We start from the raw sequence: 17,140 nt of genomic DNA, 5'->3' as shown, positions 1-17,140 counted from the left end.
CAAGAACAGGAGACAACGCATGAACCCAACCACTGGGCCCGACACCCTGCCGTGGGAAGGCGGCGGCACCAGCCGCATTCCCTTCGCCGTCTACACCGACGAACAGCGCCACCGGCGCGAGCTCGACCGCTTCTTCTACCGGGGTCACTGGTGCTACGTGGGCCTGGAAGCCGAGATCCCCAACGCCGGCGACTTCAAGCGCACCGTGGTCGGCGAGCGCTCGGTCATCATGACCCGCGCCGCCGACGGGCAGATCCATGTGGTGGAGAACGTCTGCGCCCACCGCGGCATGCGCTTCTGCCGCAAGCGGCACGGCAACCAGACGGAGTTCGTCTGTCCCTACCACCAGTGGAGCTACGCGCCCAACGGCGACCTGCAGGGCGTGCCGTTCCGCCGCGGTGTGCGGCAGGACGGCAAGGTCAACGGCGGCATGCCGGCCGACTTCAACACCAAGGACCATGCGCTGACGACACTGAAAGTCGCCGTGCGCGGCGGCGTGGTGTTTGCGTCCTTCGACCACGACGTGGAGTCGCTCGAAGACTACATGGGGCCGACCATCCTCCAGTACTTCGACCGCCTGTTCAACGGCCGAAAGCTGACCATCCTGGGCTACAACCGCCAGCGCATTCCCGGCAACTGGAAGCTGATGCAGGAGAACATCAAGGACCCCTACCACCCGGGCCTGCTGCACACCTGGTTCGTGACCTTCGGGCTCTGGCGTGCCGACAACAAGAGCGAGCTGCGCATGGACGCCCACCACCGCCACGCGGCCATGGTCTCCACGCGCGGCAGCATGGGCCAGGCGACCGGTCAGGCCGCGCAGGTGACGCAGGTGTCGAGCTTCAAGGCCGCGATGGAGCTGGAGGACAAGCGCTTCCTGGACATCGTGCCCGAGCCCTGGTGGCAACTGGGCGAGAAGATGCCAACCGCTGTCATGACCACGCTGTTTCCGAGCGTGATCTTCCAGCAGCAGGTCAACAGCGTGAGTACCCGCCACATCCAGCCCGACGGGCATGGCGCCTTCGACTTCGTGTGGACGCACTTCGGCTTCGAGGACGACAGCGAAGAGATGACCCAGCGCCGCCTGCGCCAGGCCAACCTGTTCGGCCCGGCCGGTTTCGTGAGCGCCGACGACGGCGAGGTGATCGAGTTCTCGCAACAGGCCTTTGACAGCAAGCCGCAGCACCGCGCGCTGGCCGAGCTGGGCGGTCGCGAGGTCGGCGAGACCGATCACATGGTCACCGAGACGCTGATCCGCGGCATGTACGAATACTGGCGCAAGGTGATGGAAGCACCGGAGAAAGCTGCGGAGGTGCGGCCATGAGTGCTTTGGTCAAAGTCGACTTCGACACCTGGCAGGCGCTGCAGCAGCTCTACAGCGACTACGCCTCGGCCGTGGACAGCGGGCAGTGGGCGCTGTGGCCCGAGTTCTTCACCACCGACGGTGTCTACAAGCTGCAGCCGCGCGAGAACCACGAGCGCGGATTCCCGCTCTCGACCCTCGCGTTCGACAGCCAGGCCATGCTGCGCGACCGCGTCTACGGTATCCAGGAGACGCTGTTCCACGACCCCTACTACCAGCGGCACGTGGTCGGCGCGCCGGTGGTGCGGCAGATCGACGAACAGGGACGTTGGCACTGCGAGGCCAACTACGCGGTGTTCCGCACCAAGCTCGACGGCGCCAGCAGCGTGTTCAACGTCGGGCGTTACCTGGACATCGTGGTGAACACCCCCGACGGGTTCAGGTTCGCGCAACGTCACTGCGTCTACGACAGCGAGATGATCCCCAACTCGATCATCTATCCGATATAGGCACACCCCTGCGCCGCCTGCGGCGTCACCCCCTCAAGGGGGCGATGCGAGTGGCCCGGCAGAGCCGGTTCCACCGCATCCCCGAAACAGGCATTTCGCGCCGGACATGACTTTGACAAAGCTGGAGCACTTTCATGAGCAACTGGACCGACGTGGCCGCCGAGGCCGATCTGTTTGAAGGCGCTGGCATCCCGGTGGCGCCGGGTGGGCGCGACATCGCGTTGTTCTCGGTGGACGGCGAGGTGTTTGCGACCGACAACCTCTGTACCCACGGCAACGCGAAGTTGTGCGACGGTTTCGTGGAAGGCCACGAGATCGAGTGCCCGTTCCACCAGGGCCGCTTCGACCTGCGCACCGGCGACGCCACGCTCCCGCCCTGCACCCAGCCGATCAAGGTCTGGCCGGCGAAGGTCGAGGGCGGGCGGGTCTTTTTGAACCTGGGTTGAGTGCCCCCACGCTCCGCCGTTGCACGGGTCGCTGCCCCCCAAGGAGGCTGGCCTTGCTAGGGGCGGCCCGTCGCTGCGGCCGTTGACCGCTCCAGCAGCATCGCGTCGCCGTAACTGAAGAAGCGGTAGCCCTGCGCCACGGCATGGCGGTACAGCGCCATCACGGGCTCGTAACCCGCGAAGGCGCTGACCAGCATCATCAGCGTGCTCTTGGGCAGGTGGAAGTTGGTGACCAGCACGTCCACCACCTGGAACTGGAAGCCCGGGGTGATGAAGATGTTGGTGTCGCCCTGCACCTCGCCACTGCGCGCCCAGCTCTCCAGCGTGCGCACCGTGGTCGTGCCCACCGCCACCACGCGGCCGCCGCGCGCGCGGCAGTCTGCGATGGCCTGAATGGTTTCGGGCGGGATCGCGTAGCGCTCGTGGTGCATCACGTGTTCTTCGATGCGCTCGGTCTTCATGGGCGCGAAGGTGCCGGCGCCCACGTGCAGCGTGACGTTCGCCCGGTGCACCCCACGCGCTTCCAGCGCGGACAGCACGCCTTCGTCGAAATGCAGCGCGGCGGTCGGCGCGGCCACGGCGCCGGGCACGCGCGCGAACACGGTCTGGTAGCGGCGCTCGTCGTCGGCGTCGTCGCCGTGGGTGATGTAGGGCGGCAGCGGCACGTGGCCGTGGCGCGCCATCAGTTCGTAGGGCGTCTCGCCCGCCGGGCCTTGCAGGCGCAGGCGGAACAGCTGGCCCTGCTCGTCGGGCCAGCGGCCGAGAAAGACGGCGTCAAAGCCCCCGCCCTTCAGGCCCCCGGCCAGGTGCAGCAGGCCGCCCGGCTGCGGCTTCTTGCTCACGCGGATGTGGGCCACCACCTCCTGCCCCGAGCCGTCCTGTGCCTCGTGCGGCAGCAGCACGCGCTCGATCAGCAGTTCCAGCTTGCCGCCGCTGGCCTTCTCGCCAAAGAGGCGGGCCTTCACCACCTGCGTGTCGTTGAACACCAGCAGGTCACCGCTGCGCAGCAGGCCGGGCAACTCGCGGAAGATGCGGTCCACCGGCGCCGGCCCGGTGCCGTCGAGCAGGCGCGAGGCGCTGCGTTCGGCGGCGGGGTGCTGCGCGATCAGGGCGTCGGGGAGGGTGAAATCGAAGTCGGCGACGGTGAAGGCGCGGGCCGACGAAGAGGAGGAAGAGGTCATGCTGCTTGAGGGCCGGACAAGGCCCGTTCCAAGTGAAGATATGGATGGAAATACAGGCAGAATTGTCCCATGTCCGACGCCGCGCCCGCAGCCCCCCGCAAGGAACTCTCTGCCCCGCAGAAGGCGATGCACAAGCTCGGCCTGGTGCGCGACATCGACCTGGCGCTGCACCTGCCGCTGCGCTACGAGGACGAGACCCGCATCGTCACCCTGCGCGAAGCGCGCGATGGTCAGGTGGTGCAGGTCGAAGGCACGGTGACGCAGCAGGAGATCAGCCACCGCCCGCGGCGCCAGCTGCTGGTGACGCTGGACGATGGCACCGACACCTGCACGCTGCGTTTTTTCAGCTTCTACCCGGCGCACCAGAAGACCCTGGCGGTCGGCGCGCGGGTGCGGGTGCGGGGCGAGGTGCGCGGCGGCTTCATGGGCAAGACCATGATGCATCCGTCGTTTCATGCGGCTGGCGGAGAACTGCCCGAGGCGCTGACCCCGGTCTACCCGACCAGCGCCCAGCTGCCGCAGGCCTATTTGCGCAAGGCGGTGGTCGGTGGGCTGCGCCGCGCACCGCTGGACGAGACCCTGCCGCAACCCATGCTGACCTCGCTGCAGGACACGCTGCGTGGCCTGCGCGCGCCGCTCATGTCGCTGCGCCAGGCGCTCGAATACCTGCACCACCCGGGCCCCGAGGTTTCTCTGGCCGCACTCGAAGACCGCAGCCACCCGGCCTGGCAGCGCCTCAAGGCCGAAGAGCTGCTGGCGCAGCAGCTCTCGCAGCTGACCGCCAAGCGCGAGCGCGACGCGCTGCGCGCGCCCCAGCTGCGGACCACCGCCGGTGGCCTGCACGAGCTGCTGCTGGCCGCGCTGCCGTTCGCTTTGACGGCTGCCCAGCGCCGCGTGGGCGAAGAGATCGCACACGACCTGGCGCGCGCCGTGCCCATGCACCGGCTGCTGCAGGGCGATGTGGGGTCGGGCAAGACGGTGGTGGCCGCGCTGGCTGCCGCCATCGCCATGGACAGTGGCTGGCAGTGCGCGCTGATGGCGCCGACCGAGATCCTGGCCGAGCAGCATTTCGCCAAGCTGATCGGCTGGCTGGAGCCGCTGCTCGCGCCCCTGGGCAAACGCGTGGCCTGGCTGACCGGCAGCCAGAAGAAAAAACAGCGCGGCGAGATGCTGGCCCTGATCGCCAGCGGCGAGGCCGCGCTGGTGGTGGGCACGCACGCCGTGATCCAGGACCAGGTGCAGTTCCAGAACCTGGCCCTGGCCATCATCGATGAGCAACACCGGTTTGGTGTGGCGCAGCGGCTGGCGCTTCGATCCAAGATGGGAAGGATGGACCCACCCCCATCGCTTGCGCACTCCGTGTCGCCGCTCAGCCCCTCAAGGGGCAACGCTGGCGGCCCGGCAGAGCCGGTTCCGCGGCGTTCTGACATGGAGCATTCACGCGGCTCCGAAACCGACATCGGTGCCGAGCCACACCTTTTGATGATGTCGGCAACGCCGATCCCGCGCACGCTGGCGATGAGCTACTACGCCGACCTCGACGTGTCCACCATCGACGAGCTGCCGCCGGGCCGCACGCCCATCGTCACCAAGGTGGTGTCCGACAGCCGCCGCCACGAGGTGATCGAACGCATCCACGCCCAGGTGACCGAGGGCCGGCAGGTCTACTGGGTCTGTCCGCTGATCGAGGAGAGCGAAGCCATCGATCTGTCGAACGCCACCGAAACCCACGCCGAGCTCTCGCAGATATTGCCCGGCGTGCTGGTCGGCCTGCTGCACTCGCGCATGCCGGTGGCCGAGAAGAAGGCGGTGATGAGCCTGTTCAGCGGCGGGCAGATGGGGGTGCTGGTCTCGACCACGGTGATCGAGGTGGGCGTAGACGTGCCCAACGCTTCGCTGATGGTGATCGAACACGCCGAGCGCTTTGGCCTGAGCCAGCTGCACCAGTTGCGCGGGCGCGTGGGGCGCGGTGCCGCCGCTTCGGCCTGCGTGCTGATGTACACGCCCAACGAAGGCGGACGGCTGGGCGAGACGGCGCGCGAACGTCTCAAGGCCATGGCCGAGACCAACGACGGCTTCGAGATCGCACGGCGCGACCTGGAAATCCGCGGTCCGGGCGAATTCCTCGGAGCCCGCCAGTCCGGCGCCGCGCTGCTGCGTTTTGCCGATCTCGCGACCGACACCCATTTGCTGGAATGGGCCCGCGACGCGGCGGCCGAGATGCTGACCCGCTTCCCCGAGGCGGCCGAGCGGCATGTCGGTCGCTGGCTCGGGACCAAGGCCGAGTACCTCAAGGCTTGACCCCCCCGCGCCGCCTGCGGCGTCACCCCCCAGGGGGCGATGCGTGTGGCCCGGCGGAGCCGGTTCCACCGCATCCTTGATGCAGGCACCTCTCGCCGGAGGGGGAGTGGGTTCCAGGGCACCGCGGAACCGGCTTCGCCGGGCCGCCAGTGCCGCCCCCTGGGGGGTGACGCCGCAGGCGGCGCGGGGGGAGCAAAATATCCTCATGACGCTGACCGAACTCAAATACATCGTGGCCGTGGCGCGCGAGAAGCACTTCGGCAAGGCCGCCGAAGCCTGCTTCGTGTCGCAGCCCACGCTGTCCGTGGCGATCAAGAAGCTCGAAGAGGAGCTGGAGCTCAAGATCTTCGAGCGCAACGCCAGCGAGATCGCCGTGACGCCGCTGGGCGAGCAGATCGTGCGCCAGGCGCAGACCGTGCTGGAGCAGGCCGCCGCGATCCGCGAGATCGCCAAGCGCGGCAAGGACCCGCTGGCCGGGCCGCTCAAGCTGGGCGTGATCTACACCATCGGTCCCTACATCCTGCCGTCGCTGGTGCGCCAGGTCATCGAGCGCACGCCGCAGATGCCGCTGATGCTGCAGGAGAACTTCACCGTCAAGCTGCTGGAGCAGCTGCGCCTGGGCGAGATCGACTGCGCGATCCTGGCCGAACCGTTCCCCGACACCAATCTGGCGATCGCACCGCTGTACGACGAGCCTTTCATGGCCGCCGTGCCGGCCAACCACCCGCTGGCGCGCCGCAAGACCATCACCACCGACGAGATCAAGAACGAGACCATGCTGCTGCTGGGCAACGGGCATTGTTTTCGCGACCACGTGCTGGAGGTCTGCCCCGAGTTCGCGCGTTATTCGAGCGACACCGAAGGCATCCGCAAGAGCTTCGAAGGATCGTCGCTGGAGACCATCAAGCACATGGTCGCCGCCGGCATGGGCGTGACCCTGGTGCCGCGGCTGTCGGTGCCGCGTTCGGCGCTCGATGGCTCGGCCGACAACTCGCAGGACATGGGCGACGCCGCCTTCGTGCATTACCTGCCGTTCGACGGCGATCCGCCGACACGGCGCGTGGTGCTGGCCTGGCGCCGCAGCTTTACGCGCTACGAAGCCATCGCCGAACTGCGCAATTCCATCTACGCCTGCGAACTGCCGGGCGTCAAGAGACTTTCATGAATTCCGCTGCCTTGCCCGAACCGCGCCCGTCGAAGCTGGCGCTCTACCTCGACCTGATCCGCTGGAACCGGCCTGCCGGCTGGCTGCTGCTGCTCTGGCCCTCGCTGTCGGCGCTGTGGATTGCCGCGCACGGTTTTCCGGGGCTGCACCTGCTGGCGGTCTTTGTGGCCGGCACCATCCTGATGCGCAGCGCCGGCTGCTGTGTCAACGACGTGGCCGACCGCGAGTTCGACAAACACGTCAAGCGCACGGCGCAGCGGCCGGTGACCAGCGGGCGCGTGGGCGTGAAAGAGGCGCTGGTCGTCGGCGCCGTGCTGGCCTTCGTGGCTTTCCTGCTGGTGCTCACCACCAACACCGCGACCATCGCCTGGTCGGTGCTCGGGCTGGTGCTGTCGCTGATCTACCCCTACGCCAAGCGCCACGTCTCCATGCCGCAGGCGGTGCTGGGCGTGGCCTTCAGTTTCGGCATTCCGATGGCGTTCGCCGCCGTGACCGAGAGCGCGCCTTGGCAGGCCTGGGCGCTGATGGCGGGCAACCTGTTCTGGGTGCTGGCCTACGACACCGAGTACGCCATGGTCGACCGCGACGACGACCTGCGCATCGGCATGAAGACTTCGGCCATCACGCTGGGCGACGCCGACGTGCCGGCCATCACCGCCTTTTATCTGGTGTTCCTCGGCCTCTGGACCGCCGTGCTCTGGGGCCAGGTGAACCCGGTGGTCTGGGGCGCCATGCTGGTGGTGGCGCTGGCGCAGGTGGCCTGGCACTGGCGGCTGATCAAGGACCGCACCCGCGACGGCTGTTTCAAGGCCTTCCGCCTGAACCACTGGCTGGGGTTCACGGTGTTTGTGGGCACCGTGATCGGCATCGCCTTGCGCTGAACCTTATTTGCCGAACTCAGCGCCGAGTTCAGCGGCGCGGTTCTGGGCAGCAATCAGCGCCTTTTCAAACAGCGCCTTCATGTCCGACGCCTCCATCGAGGTGATGGCTGCGTAGGTCGTGCCGCCCTTGGAGGTGACGCGTTCGCGCAGGACTTGCAGCGGGTCGCTGGAGCGCTGGGCCAGGGTGGCGGCGCCGATGAAGGTGCCGATGGCGAGTTGCTGCGCCACCTCGGGCGCCAGGCCCATGCGGGCGCCGGCGTCGCGCATGGCTTCGAGGAAGAAGAACACGTAGGCCGGGCCCGAGCCCGAGAGCGCGGTCACGGCGTCGAGGTCGCTTTCCACGTTCACCCAGACCAGTTCGCCCGTGGTGCGCACCACGCGCTCGACCAGCGCCTTGTCGTCGGCGCTCACCGCGGCGCGCGCCATCAGGCCGGTCATGCCCAAGCCGACCAGGGCCGGGGTGTTGGGCATGGCGCGCACGATGCGCTGCGTGCCCAGCCAGGCGGCGATGCTCTCGCTGGTGATGCCGGCGGCCACGCTCAGGTGCAGCGCGCCGCCCACATGGGCGCGGGCGGTGGCCGCGGCGTCCTTGAAAGTCTGCGGCTTGACGGCCCAGACGACCAGATCGGAGGGCCGCAGATCGGCGCTGGCCGCGGCCAGCACGGTCATACCGGGGAACTGCTGCGCCAGCTTCGCGCGCTGCTCGTCCCAGGGCTCGACCACCTGCAGGGCGCTGGCGGGGTGACCCTGGCGGACCAGGCCGCCGATGATGGCGCTGGCCATGTTGCCGCCGCCGATGAAGGTGATGAGGGGGTGGGAGGACGTGTTCATGCCGCCATTGTCCCCGAGGCGCGGAGCACTCAGGGGGCGGTGGTCTGCCTGACCGCGTGCTCCCATTCGGCCATTTTTTCGGCCGCCCGTTCGCGCGACAGCGTCGGGTGAAAGGTGCGTTCGGCGCGCCACTGTTTCGAGAGCTCGTCCAGCCCGGCGTACACGCCGGTGTGCAGGCCGGCCAGGTAGGCGGCGCCCAGCGCGGTGGTCTCGATGACCGCGGGCCGCACCACCGGAATGCCCAGCAGGTCGGCCTGGATCTGCATCAGCAGGTCGTTCACGCAGGCGCCGCCATCCACCCGCAGCTCGTTGACCGGCACGCCGCCGCTGGCGACCGCGTCGCGGCTCATGGCGTCGAGCAGGGCGGCGCTCTGGAAGGCGATGCTTTCCAGAGCGGCGCGCGCGATGTGGGCGATGGTGCTGCCGCGCGTGAGGCCGGTGATGCTGCCCCGGCTGTCGGGCTGCCAGTAGGGCGCGCCCAGGCCGGTGAAGGCCGGGACCAGCACCACGCCGCCCGCGTCGGGCACGCTTTCGGCCAGGGCCTGCACCTCGCTGCTGGACTGGATGGCGCGCAGGCCGTCGCGCAGCCACTGCACCACGGCGCCGCCGATGAACACGCTGCCCTCGAACGCGTACTGCGGCTGGCCGGGCGGCTGCGCGGCGGCGGTGGTGATCAGGCCGTTCTGGCTGGTCTGGAAACGCTCGCCGTTGTGCATCAGCATGAAGCAGCCGGTGCCGTAGGTGTTCTTGGCCATGCCGGCCTGGAAGCAGGCCTGGCCGAACAGCGCGCTCTGCTGGTCGCCGGCCACGCCGCCGATCACCAGCGGCCCGCCCAGCCACTCGGGCCGCACCTCGCCGAAGTGGGCGCTGGAGGGCAGGGCGGTCGGCATCATGGCCGCCGGGATGGTCATGGCCGCCAGCAGCTCCTCGTCCCAGCGCTGCGTGTGCACGTTGAACAGCATGGTGCGCGCGGCGTTGCTGTGGTCGGTCACGTGGGCCGCGCCGCCGGTGAGCTGCCAGATCAGCCAGCTGTCCACCGTGCCGAAGGCCAGCTCGCCGGCCTCGGCCTGGGCGCGTGCGCCGGGCACGTGGTCCAGGATCCACTGCAGCTTGGTGCCCGAGAAGTAGGCGTCGATGCGCAGGCCGGTTTTCTGCAGCACGGTGTCGGAGAGGCCACGTTCGCGCAGCGCCACGCAGGTGCTCTCGGCGCGCCGGTCCTGCCAGACGATGGCGTTGTAGACCGGCTCGCCGGTCTTGCGGTTCCACACCACGGTGGTCTCGCGCTGGTTGGTGATGCCCACCGCGCGGATGTCGGCCGCCTTCAGCCCCGCCTTGGCCAGCGCCTCGCGCGCCGTCTCCAGCTGGGTGTTCCAGAGGTCGCGCGGGTCGTGTTCGACCCAGCCGGGCTGCGGGTAGATCTGGCGGAACTCGCGCTGCGCCATCGCGACCACGCGGCCGGCCTGGTCGAACACGATGCTGCGCGAACTGGAGGTGCCCTGGTCCAGGGCCAGCAGGTAACTCATGGGATGTCTCGTCTCTTGTTTTGTCGAAAGGTTCAGGCGATCTCGCGGCCGGCGACCACACATTCCACGTCGCCCTGGGTGAGCAGCGTGTCGAAGGGCGGCGGCGGCGGCTCGTCGGTGAACAGCACGTCCACCTCGTCCAGCCGCGCCAGTTCCACCATGGCGGGGCGGTTGAACTTGCTGCGGTCGGCCGCCAGCCAGACCTCGCGCGACTGCTCGATGATGGTCCGCGCGACCTTCACTTCGCGGTAGTCGAAGTCGCGCAGCGTGCCGTCGGACTCGATGCCGCTGATGCCGATCAGGCCGATGTCGACCTTGAACTGGCGCATGAAGTCCACCGTGGCCTCGCCCACGATGCCCTGGTCGGCGCCGCGCACCTGGCCGCCGGCCACGATCACCTCGCAGTCCGGGTTGGTGCTCAGCAGCGCGGCCACGTGCAGGTTGTTGGTGATCACGCGCAGGCCGCGGTGCTGCATCAGTTCGCGGGCCACGGCCTCGATGGTGGTGCCGATGTTCAGGATCAGCGAGCAGCCGTTGGGCACGCGCCGCGCGATGGCCTGGGCGATGCGCGTCTTGGCGTCGGACTCCAGGGCCTGGCGCTGGCGGTAGGCGATGTTCTCGGTGGTCGATCCCGGCAGCCGCACGCCGCCGTGAAAGCGCGAGAGCAGGCCGGCGTCGGCCAGGCGCTGCACGTCGCGGCGCACCGTCTGCAGCGTGACGCCGAAGCGTTCGGCCAGGGCTTCGATGGTCTGCGGGCCGTGGGCGCGCACCACGTCCAGCAGGTGGGTGTGTCGGGGGGCCAGGTTCATGGGCGGCGGACGGTCTGGAAACGGGTTGCCCCGAACATAACGGAAAACGAAATTCGTTCGTTAAGGGTAAATACCGAATAAAGAAGAACAAAAACGAACAATAAAATCGCCGAAACGAAAACAAAGCAACGGCCTTTGGGCCATCTTCTGGACATCGAATGCAGCTATCCCTGGAGCAGGTGGGCAAGACGGTCGGGCCATCGGTCCACCTCTACCCCATGAGTCTGATTCCGGCACCCCAAGCCGTCACGGTGCTGCTGGGCGCGACGCAGGCGGGCAAGACCAGCCTGATGCGCATCATGGCCGGCCTGGATGTGCCGTCGACCGGCCGCGTGCGGGTCGACGGGCGCGACGTGACCGGCACGCCGGTGCGCGAGCGCAACGTGGCCATGGTCTACCAGCAGTTCATCAACTACCCGTCGATGACGGTGTTCGACAACATCGCCTCGCCGCTCAAGCTGAGCGGCCAGTCCAAGGCCGACATCGACCGCCGCGTGCGTGAGCTGGCCGAGAAGCTGCACATCGACATCTTCCTGAACCGCCTGCCGGCCGAGCTCTCGGGCGGCCAGCAGCAGCGCGTGGCCCTGGCCCGCGCACTGGCCAAGAACGCGCCGCTGATGCTGCTGGACGAGCCGCTGGTGAACCTGGACTACAAGCTGCGCGAAGAACTGCGCGAAGAGCTGACCCAGCTGTTCGCGACCGGCGACTCCACCGTGATCTACGCCACCACCGAGCCGGGCGAGGCCTTGCTGCTGGGCGGCCACACCGCGGTGATGGACGCGGGCGAACTGCTGCAGTACGGCCCCACGGCCGAGGTGTTCCACCGCCCGAAGTCGCTGCGCGTGGCACGCGCCTTCAGCGACCCGCCGATGAACCTGCTGGCGGCCGAGGTGGCCGACGGCGGCGCGCAGCTGAACGGCGGGCCGCTGCTGGCGGTCGAGCTGCCGCGGCACGCGACCCGTGCGCTGACGCTGGGCGTGCGCGCCAGCGCCGTGCGCGTGGTGGCCCGCCCGGGTGACGTGGCCCTGCCGGGGACCGTGGAGCTGGCCGAAATCTCCGGCTCCGACACCTTCGTGCACGTGCACACGGCGGTCGGCGAAATCGTCGCCCAGCTGACCGGCGTGCACGACTTCGCCCTGGGCAGCGCGATCACGCTGCACCTGAACCCGGCGCAGGTCTACGCCTTCGACCAGTCCGGCGACCTGCTGGTCGCGCCCGAGCGCCGTGAGGTGACTGCATGAGCCGCATCGATCTCGATCTCGCCCACTCGTACAAGCCGAACCCGAAGGAAGACGGCGACTACGCGCTGCTGCCCTTGAAGATGAGCTTCGAGGACGGTGGCGCCTACGCGCTGCTCGGTCCCTCGGGCTGCGGCAAGACCACCATGCTGAACATCATGTCCGGCCTGCTGGTGCCCTCGCATGGCTCGGTGAAGTTCGACGGCCAGGACATGACGCGCGCCACGCCGCAGCAGCGCAACATCGCCCAGGTGTTCCAGTTTCCGGTCATCTACGACACCATGACCGTGGCCGAGAACCTGGCCTTCCCGCTGAAGAACCGCAAGGTGCCGGCGGACCAGATCAAGGCCCGCGTGGGCCAGATCGCCGAGATGCTGGAGATGAGCCACCAGCTGGACATGCGCGCGGCCGGGCTGTCGGCCGACCAGAAGCAGAAGATCTCGCTGGGCCGCGGCCTGGTGCGGCCGGACGTCTCGGCCGTGCTGTTCGACGAGCCGCTGACGGTGATCGATCCGCACCTGAAGTGGCAGCTGCGGCGCAAGCTCAAGCAGATCCACCACGAACTCAAGCTCACGCTGATCTACGTGACCCACGACCAGGTCGAGGCCCTGACCTTCGCCGACCAGGTGGTGGTGATGACGCGCGGCAAGGTGGTGCAGCTGGGCACGCCCGACGCGCTGTTCGAGCGTCCGGCCCACACCTTCGTCGGCCACTTCATCGGTTCGCCCGGCATGAACTTCCTCGACGCGCAGGCCCGTGGCGGACAGCTGGAGGTGGGGGGGCAGACGCTGGCGGGGCAGACACCGCTGCCCGACGGCGCGCTGCGGGTGGGCATCCGCCCTGAATACCTGTCGCTGGCGCCGCACGGAGCGGCCGCAACGCTGCCGGCGAGGGTGCTGAAGGTGCAGGACATCGGTACCTACTTCCTCGTCACGCTGGACGCGGCGGGGCAGGCCCTCAAGGCCCGCCTCGCGCCCGATGCCCCACTGCCCGCCGTCGGCGACGCCGTGGGCGTGCAGGTGCTCGGTGAACACACCTGTTTCTACAAGAACGAGGAGCTGGTGGCATGAGCGCGACCACAAAACCGGTGAACCAGAAAGCCTGGTTCCTGATCCTGCCCGTCTTCATCTGCGTGGCCTTCTCGGCCATCCTGCCGTTGATGACCGTGGTGAACTACTCCGTGCAGGACATCATCTCGCCCGAGCGGCGCGTGTTCGTCGGCACCGAATGGTTCGCCGCTGTGATGCGCGACGAAGACCTGCACGCCGCGCTGTGGAACCAGATGCGCTTCTCGCTGGCTGTCCTGCTGGTCGAGCTGCCGCTGGGCATCCTGCTGGCGCTGGCCATGCCGGCCGAGGGCTGGAAGGCCTCGGCCACGCTGGTGATCGTCGCGCTGTCGCTGCTGATTCCCTGGAACGTGGTGGGCACCATCTGGCAGATTTTCGGCCGCGCCGACATTGGCCTGATGGGCGCCACGCTGCAGAAGCTGGGCATCGAATACAGCTACACCGGCGACGCCACCCACGCCTGGCTGACGGTGCTGCTGATGGACGTCTGGCACTGGACGCCGCTGGTGGCGTTGCTGGCCTACGCCGGCCTGCGCAGCATTCCCGACGCCTACTACCAGGCCGCGCGCATCGACGGCGCCAGCAAGCTGGCGGTGTTCCGCTACATCCAGCTGCCCAAGATGCGCGGCGTGCTGATGATCGCGGTGCTGCTGCGCTTCATGGACTCTTTCATGATCTACACCGAGCCCTTCGTGCTCACCGGCGGCGGCCCGGGCAACGCCACCACCTTCCTCAGCCAGTACCTGACGCAGAAGGCCGTGGGCCAGTTCGACCTCGGCCCGGCCGCCGCGTTCTCGCTGATCTATTTCCTCATCATCCTGCTGTTCTGCTTCGTGCTCTACAACTGGATGCAGCGCCTGGGCGAAGCCGAAAAAGAGGTGCAGTCATGAACGACAAGCGTTTCCAGAAGCGGTCCCTGTTCCTGATCGCCTACCTGGTCTTTGCCCTGCTGCCCATCTACTGGATGGTCAACATGAGCTTCAAGACCAACGAAGAGATCGTCTCCAGCTTCAGCCTCTGGCCGCAGGCCTTCACCTGGGACAACTACAAACTCATCTTCACCGACGAGAGCTGGTACTCGGGCTACATCAACAGCCTGATCTACGTGGGCATCAACACGGTGATCTCGATCACCGTCGCCCTGCCGGCGGCCTATGCATTCAGCCGCTACAGCTTCCTCGGCGACAAGCACGTGTTCTTCTGGCTGCTGACCAACCGCATGACGCCGCCGGCGGTGTTCCTGCTGCCGTTCTTCCAGCTCTACACGACGGTGGGCCTGATGGACACGCACATCGCGGTGGCGCTGGCGCACCTGCTGTTCAACGTGCCGCTGGCGGTGTGGATCCTGGAAGGCTTCATGTCGGGCATCCCGCGCGAGATCGACGAGACCGCCTACATCGACGGCTACAGCTTCCCGCGCTTTTTCCTGACCATCTTCCTGCCGCTGATCAAGGCCGGGGTGGGCGTGGCGGCGTTCTTCTGCTTCATGTTCAGCTGGGTCGAGCTGCTGATGGCGCGCACACTGACCAGCGTGAACGCCAAGCCGATCGTGGCGACCATGACGCGCACGGTCAGTGCCAGCGGCATGGACTGGGCGACGCTGGCGGCGGCTGGTGTGCTGACCATCGTGCCGGGCGCGATCGTGATCTGGTTTGTGCGGCACTACATTGCCAAGGGTTTTGCGATGGGGAGGGTGTGATGTTCGAGTGGATGGCCTGGACCACGCCGGTCGCTGTTTTCTTCCTCTGCATTGCGCTCATGCTGGCGGGCATGACGGTGTGGGAGATCCGTTCTCCCACCACCCTGCGCAAGGGCTTCCTGCCGATCGCCACCACGCGCGGTGACCGGCTCTTCATCGGCCTGCTCAGTGCGGCCTACATCAACCTGGCCTTCGTCGGTCTGGCGGGCCACTTCGCCGAGTGGTTCTCGCTGGAGAACGAGCCCAGCATCTGGATCAGCTTCGTCCTGTCCATGTGCTTTCTCGCGCTGGTGATGCGCAAGGGCTGAACGCTTTCGAGGGAATACGGCCCGGCGCTGCCCCGGGGCCGTGGTCACCCAACCGCCATGAGGGGCAGCACCTGGTTCAACCATCCAAGAGGAGACATTCATGAAGTTCCGTTACACCACCCTCGCGCTGGCTGTCGCCTGTGCCGTGGGTTCCCACGCGGCCTGGGCCGATGAGGCCGCCGCGAAGAAGTGGATCGACAGCGAGTTCCAGCCCTCGACGCTGAGCAAGGACCAGCAGGCCGCCGAACTGAAGTGGTTCATCGATGCCGCCGCCAAGCTCAAGGCCAAGGGCGTGAAGGAAATCTCGGTGGTCTCCGAAACCATCACCACCCACGAATACGAATCCAAGACGCTGGCCAAGGCCTTCAGCGAAATCACCGGCATCACCGTCAAGCACGACCTGATCCAGGAAGGCGACGTGGTCGAGAAGCTGCAGACCTCGATGCAGTCGGGCAAGTCGATCTACGACGGCTGGATCAGCGACTCCGACCTGATCGGCACCCACTACCGCTACGGCAAGATCCTGAACCTGACCGACTACATGAGCGGCGCGGGCAAGGAATTCACCAACCCCGGCATCGACATCAAGGACTACATCGGCACCAAGTTCACGACCGCGCCCGACGGCAAGCTCTACCAGCTGCCCGACCAGCAGTTCGCCAACCTCTACTGGTTCCGCGCCGACCTGTTCGACCGCAAGGACATCAAGGACAAGTTCAAGGCCAAGTACGGCTACGACCTGGGCGTGCCGCTGAACTGGTCGGCCTATGAAGACATCGCCGAGTTCTTCACCAACGACGTGAAGACCATCGACGGCAAGGCGATCTATGGTCACATGGACTACGGCAAGAAGGACCCGTCGCTGGGCTGGCGCTTCACCGACGCCTGGCTGTCGATGGCCGGCACCGCCGACATCGGCGCACCGAACGGTCTGCCGATCGACGAGTGGGGCATCCGCGTGGCCGACGACAAGTGCACGCCGGTGGGGGCTTCGGTCGAACGTGGCGGTGCCACCAATTCGCCGGCCGCCGTCTACGCGCTGACCAAGTACGTCGACTGGATGAAGAAGTACGCGCCCAAGGAAGCCACCGGCATGACCTTCGGCGAAGCCGGCCCGGTGCCTGCGCAAGGCCAGATCGCCCAGCAGATCTTCTGGTACACGGCCTTCACCGCCGACATGACCAAGAAGGGCCTGCCGGTCGTGAACGCCGACGGCACGCCGAAGTGGCGCATGGCCCCCGGCCCCAACGGCCCGTACTGGAAGCAAGGCATGCAGAACGGCTACCAGGACGTGGGCAGCTGGACCTTCTTCAAGGACCACGACGCCAACAAGACTGCCGCCGCCTGGCTCTACGCCCAGTTCGTGACCGCCAAGACCACCTCGCTGAAGAAGACCACGGTCGGTCTGACCCCGATCCGCGAGTCCGACATCCAGAGCAAGACCATGACCGACCTGGCGCCCAAGCTCGGTGGCCTGGTGGAGTTCTACCGCAGCCCGGCCCGCGTGGCCTGGTCGCCCACCGGCACCAACGTGCCCGACTACCCGAAGCTGGCGCAGCTGTGGTGGAAGAACGTGGCCCAGGCCGTCACGGGTGAGAAGACCCCGCAGGGCGCCATGGACAACCTGGCCAAGGAGATGGACGACGTGATGGGTCGCCTGGAACGTGCGGGCATGGCCAAGTGCGCGCCCAAGCTCAACAAGAAGGAAGACCCCAAGAAGTGGCTGTCGGACAAGCAGGCTCCATGGGCCAAGTTGGCCAACGAGAAGCCCAAGGGCGAGACCATCGCCTACCAGACCCTGCTGGACGCCTGGAAGGCTGGCAAGGCGCGCTGACGCGCTCCTGTTGAGCTGAGTTGTTGAACCCACCGCATGCGCCCC

Annotated in this window: 16 protein-coding genes; 12 read left to right on the top strand and 4 right to left on the bottom strand. The window is 67.5% G+C overall.

Annotated features, from left to right (window positions below; all coding sequences use genetic code 11):
- The first annotated feature begins 19 nt into the window (after nt 1–19).
- The 3 genes from ACS5NL_RS07070 (at nt 20) to ACS5NL_RS07060 (ending at nt 2,258) form a co-directional block, all read left to right on the top strand.
- Nucleotides 20–1,324, top strand: a complete 1,305-nt coding sequence (locus ACS5NL_RS07070; RefSeq protein ID WP_439352924.1) for an aromatic ring-hydroxylating dioxygenase subunit alpha — start codon at nt 20–22, stop codon at nt 1,322–1,324.
- Nucleotides 1,321–1,812 carry an aromatic-ring-hydroxylating dioxygenase subunit beta gene (locus tag ACS5NL_RS07065; RefSeq protein WP_439352923.1) on the top strand — a complete coding sequence of 164 codons (492 nt, stop codon included), beginning with the start codon at nt 1,321–1,323 and terminating at the stop codon, nt 1,810–1,812. The genes ACS5NL_RS07070 and ACS5NL_RS07065 overlap by 4 nt, the downstream gene beginning before the upstream one ends.
- A gap of 134 nt (nt 1,813–1,946) precedes the next feature.
- Entirely contained in the window at nt 1,947–2,258 is a 312-nt protein-coding gene (locus ACS5NL_RS07060; protein WP_439352922.1) for a non-heme iron oxygenase ferredoxin subunit, read from the top strand.
- A gap of 56 nt (nt 2,259–2,314) precedes the next feature.
- Here ACS5NL_RS07060 and queA read toward each other — a convergent pair whose 3' ends face one another.
- Nucleotides 2,315–3,439 (bottom strand): tRNA preQ1(34) S-adenosylmethionine ribosyltransferase-isomerase QueA, encoded by a 1,125-nt coding sequence (queA, locus tag ACS5NL_RS07055; RefSeq protein WP_439352921.1) that lies wholly within the window; start codon nt 3,437–3,439, stop codon nt 2,315–2,317.
- A 69-nt stretch (nt 3,440–3,508) separates the two neighbouring features.
- On the opposite strand from queA, the gene recG reads away from it, so the two are divergent.
- The 3 genes from recG (at nt 3,509) to ubiA (ending at nt 7,786) form a co-directional block, all read left to right on the top strand.
- Nucleotides 3,509–5,740, top strand: coding sequence for an ATP-dependent DNA helicase RecG (recG, locus tag ACS5NL_RS07050; RefSeq protein ID WP_439352920.1), 2,232 nt, complete (start codon nt 3,509–3,511; stop codon nt 5,738–5,740).
- A 205-nt stretch (nt 5,741–5,945) separates the two neighbouring features.
- A complete protein-coding gene (locus ACS5NL_RS07045) occupies nt 5,946–6,905 on the top strand; it encodes a hydrogen peroxide-inducible genes activator (RefSeq protein WP_439352919.1) in 960 nt (319 codons plus the stop codon).
- A complete protein-coding gene (gene ubiA, locus ACS5NL_RS07040) occupies nt 6,902–7,786 on the top strand; it encodes a 4-hydroxybenzoate octaprenyltransferase (RefSeq protein ID WP_439352918.1) in 885 nt (294 codons plus the stop codon). Before ACS5NL_RS07045 ends, ubiA begins: the two co-directional genes overlap by 4 nt.
- Nucleotides 7,787–7,789: 3 nt before the next feature.
- On the opposite strand, the gene proC is transcribed toward ubiA, so the two are convergent.
- Genes proC through ACS5NL_RS07025 form a run of 3 tightly spaced genes read right to left on the bottom strand, consistent with a single transcriptional unit; the run spans nt 7,790 to nt 10,949 of the window.
- Entirely contained in the window at nt 7,790–8,617 is an 828-nt protein-coding gene (gene proC / locus ACS5NL_RS07035; protein WP_439352917.1) for a pyrroline-5-carboxylate reductase, read from the bottom strand.
- Nucleotides 8,618–8,646: 29 nt separating this feature from the next.
- A complete protein-coding gene (gene glpK, locus ACS5NL_RS07030; RefSeq protein WP_439352916.1) occupies nt 8,647–10,140 on the bottom strand; it encodes a glycerol kinase GlpK in 1,494 nt (497 codons plus the stop codon).
- A gap of 32 nt (nt 10,141–10,172) precedes the next feature.
- Nucleotides 10,173–10,949, bottom strand: a complete 777-nt coding sequence (locus tag ACS5NL_RS07025) for a DeoR/GlpR family DNA-binding transcription regulator (protein WP_439352915.1) — start codon at nt 10,947–10,949, stop codon at nt 10,173–10,175.
- A gap of 158 nt (nt 10,950–11,107) precedes the next feature.
- Between ACS5NL_RS07025 and ACS5NL_RS07020 the strand changes: the two genes are divergently transcribed.
- The 6 genes from ACS5NL_RS07020 (at nt 11,108) to ACS5NL_RS06995 (ending at nt 17,095) form a co-directional block, all read left to right on the top strand.
- Nucleotides 11,108–12,190: an ABC transporter ATP-binding protein gene (locus ACS5NL_RS07020; protein ID WP_439352914.1), complete on the top strand. Its 1,083-nt coding sequence runs from the start codon at nt 11,108–11,110 to the stop codon at nt 12,188–12,190.
- Nucleotides 12,187–13,257, top strand: coding sequence for an ABC transporter ATP-binding protein (locus ACS5NL_RS07015; protein ID WP_439352913.1), 1,071 nt, complete (start codon nt 12,187–12,189; stop codon nt 13,255–13,257). The genes ACS5NL_RS07020 and ACS5NL_RS07015 overlap by 4 nt, the downstream gene beginning before the upstream one ends.
- Complete coding sequence (locus ACS5NL_RS07010) at nt 13,254–14,144, top strand: carbohydrate ABC transporter permease (RefSeq protein WP_439352912.1); 891 nt, start codon at nt 13,254–13,256, stop codon at nt 14,142–14,144. Before ACS5NL_RS07015 ends, ACS5NL_RS07010 begins: the two co-directional genes overlap by 4 nt.
- Complete coding sequence (locus tag ACS5NL_RS07005; protein WP_439352911.1) at nt 14,141–14,953, top strand: carbohydrate ABC transporter permease; 813 nt, start codon at nt 14,141–14,143, stop codon at nt 14,951–14,953. The genes ACS5NL_RS07010 and ACS5NL_RS07005 overlap by 4 nt, the downstream gene beginning before the upstream one ends.
- Nucleotides 14,953–15,261: a DUF2160 domain-containing protein gene (locus tag ACS5NL_RS07000; protein WP_439352910.1), complete on the top strand. Its 309-nt coding sequence runs from the start codon at nt 14,953–14,955 to the stop codon at nt 15,259–15,261. The genes ACS5NL_RS07005 and ACS5NL_RS07000 overlap by 1 nt, the downstream gene beginning before the upstream one ends.
- A 100-nt stretch (nt 15,262–15,361) precedes the next feature.
- The gene (locus tag ACS5NL_RS06995; protein WP_439352909.1) at nt 15,362–17,095 is read left to right on the top strand and encodes an ABC transporter substrate-binding protein; all 1,734 of its coding nucleotides are present in this window, start codon (nt 15,362–15,364) and stop codon (nt 17,093–17,095) included.
- The last annotated feature ends 45 nt before the right edge of the window (nt 17,096–17,140 follow it).

The organism is Hydrogenophaga sedimenti, assembly GCF_051857515.1.
Taxonomy (GTDB): Bacteria; Pseudomonadota; Gammaproteobacteria; order Burkholderiales; family Burkholderiaceae_C; genus Hydrogenophaga.
Note: the sequence above shows the minus strand (reverse complement) of the source record. Positions and strands in the feature narration are given on the sequence as shown.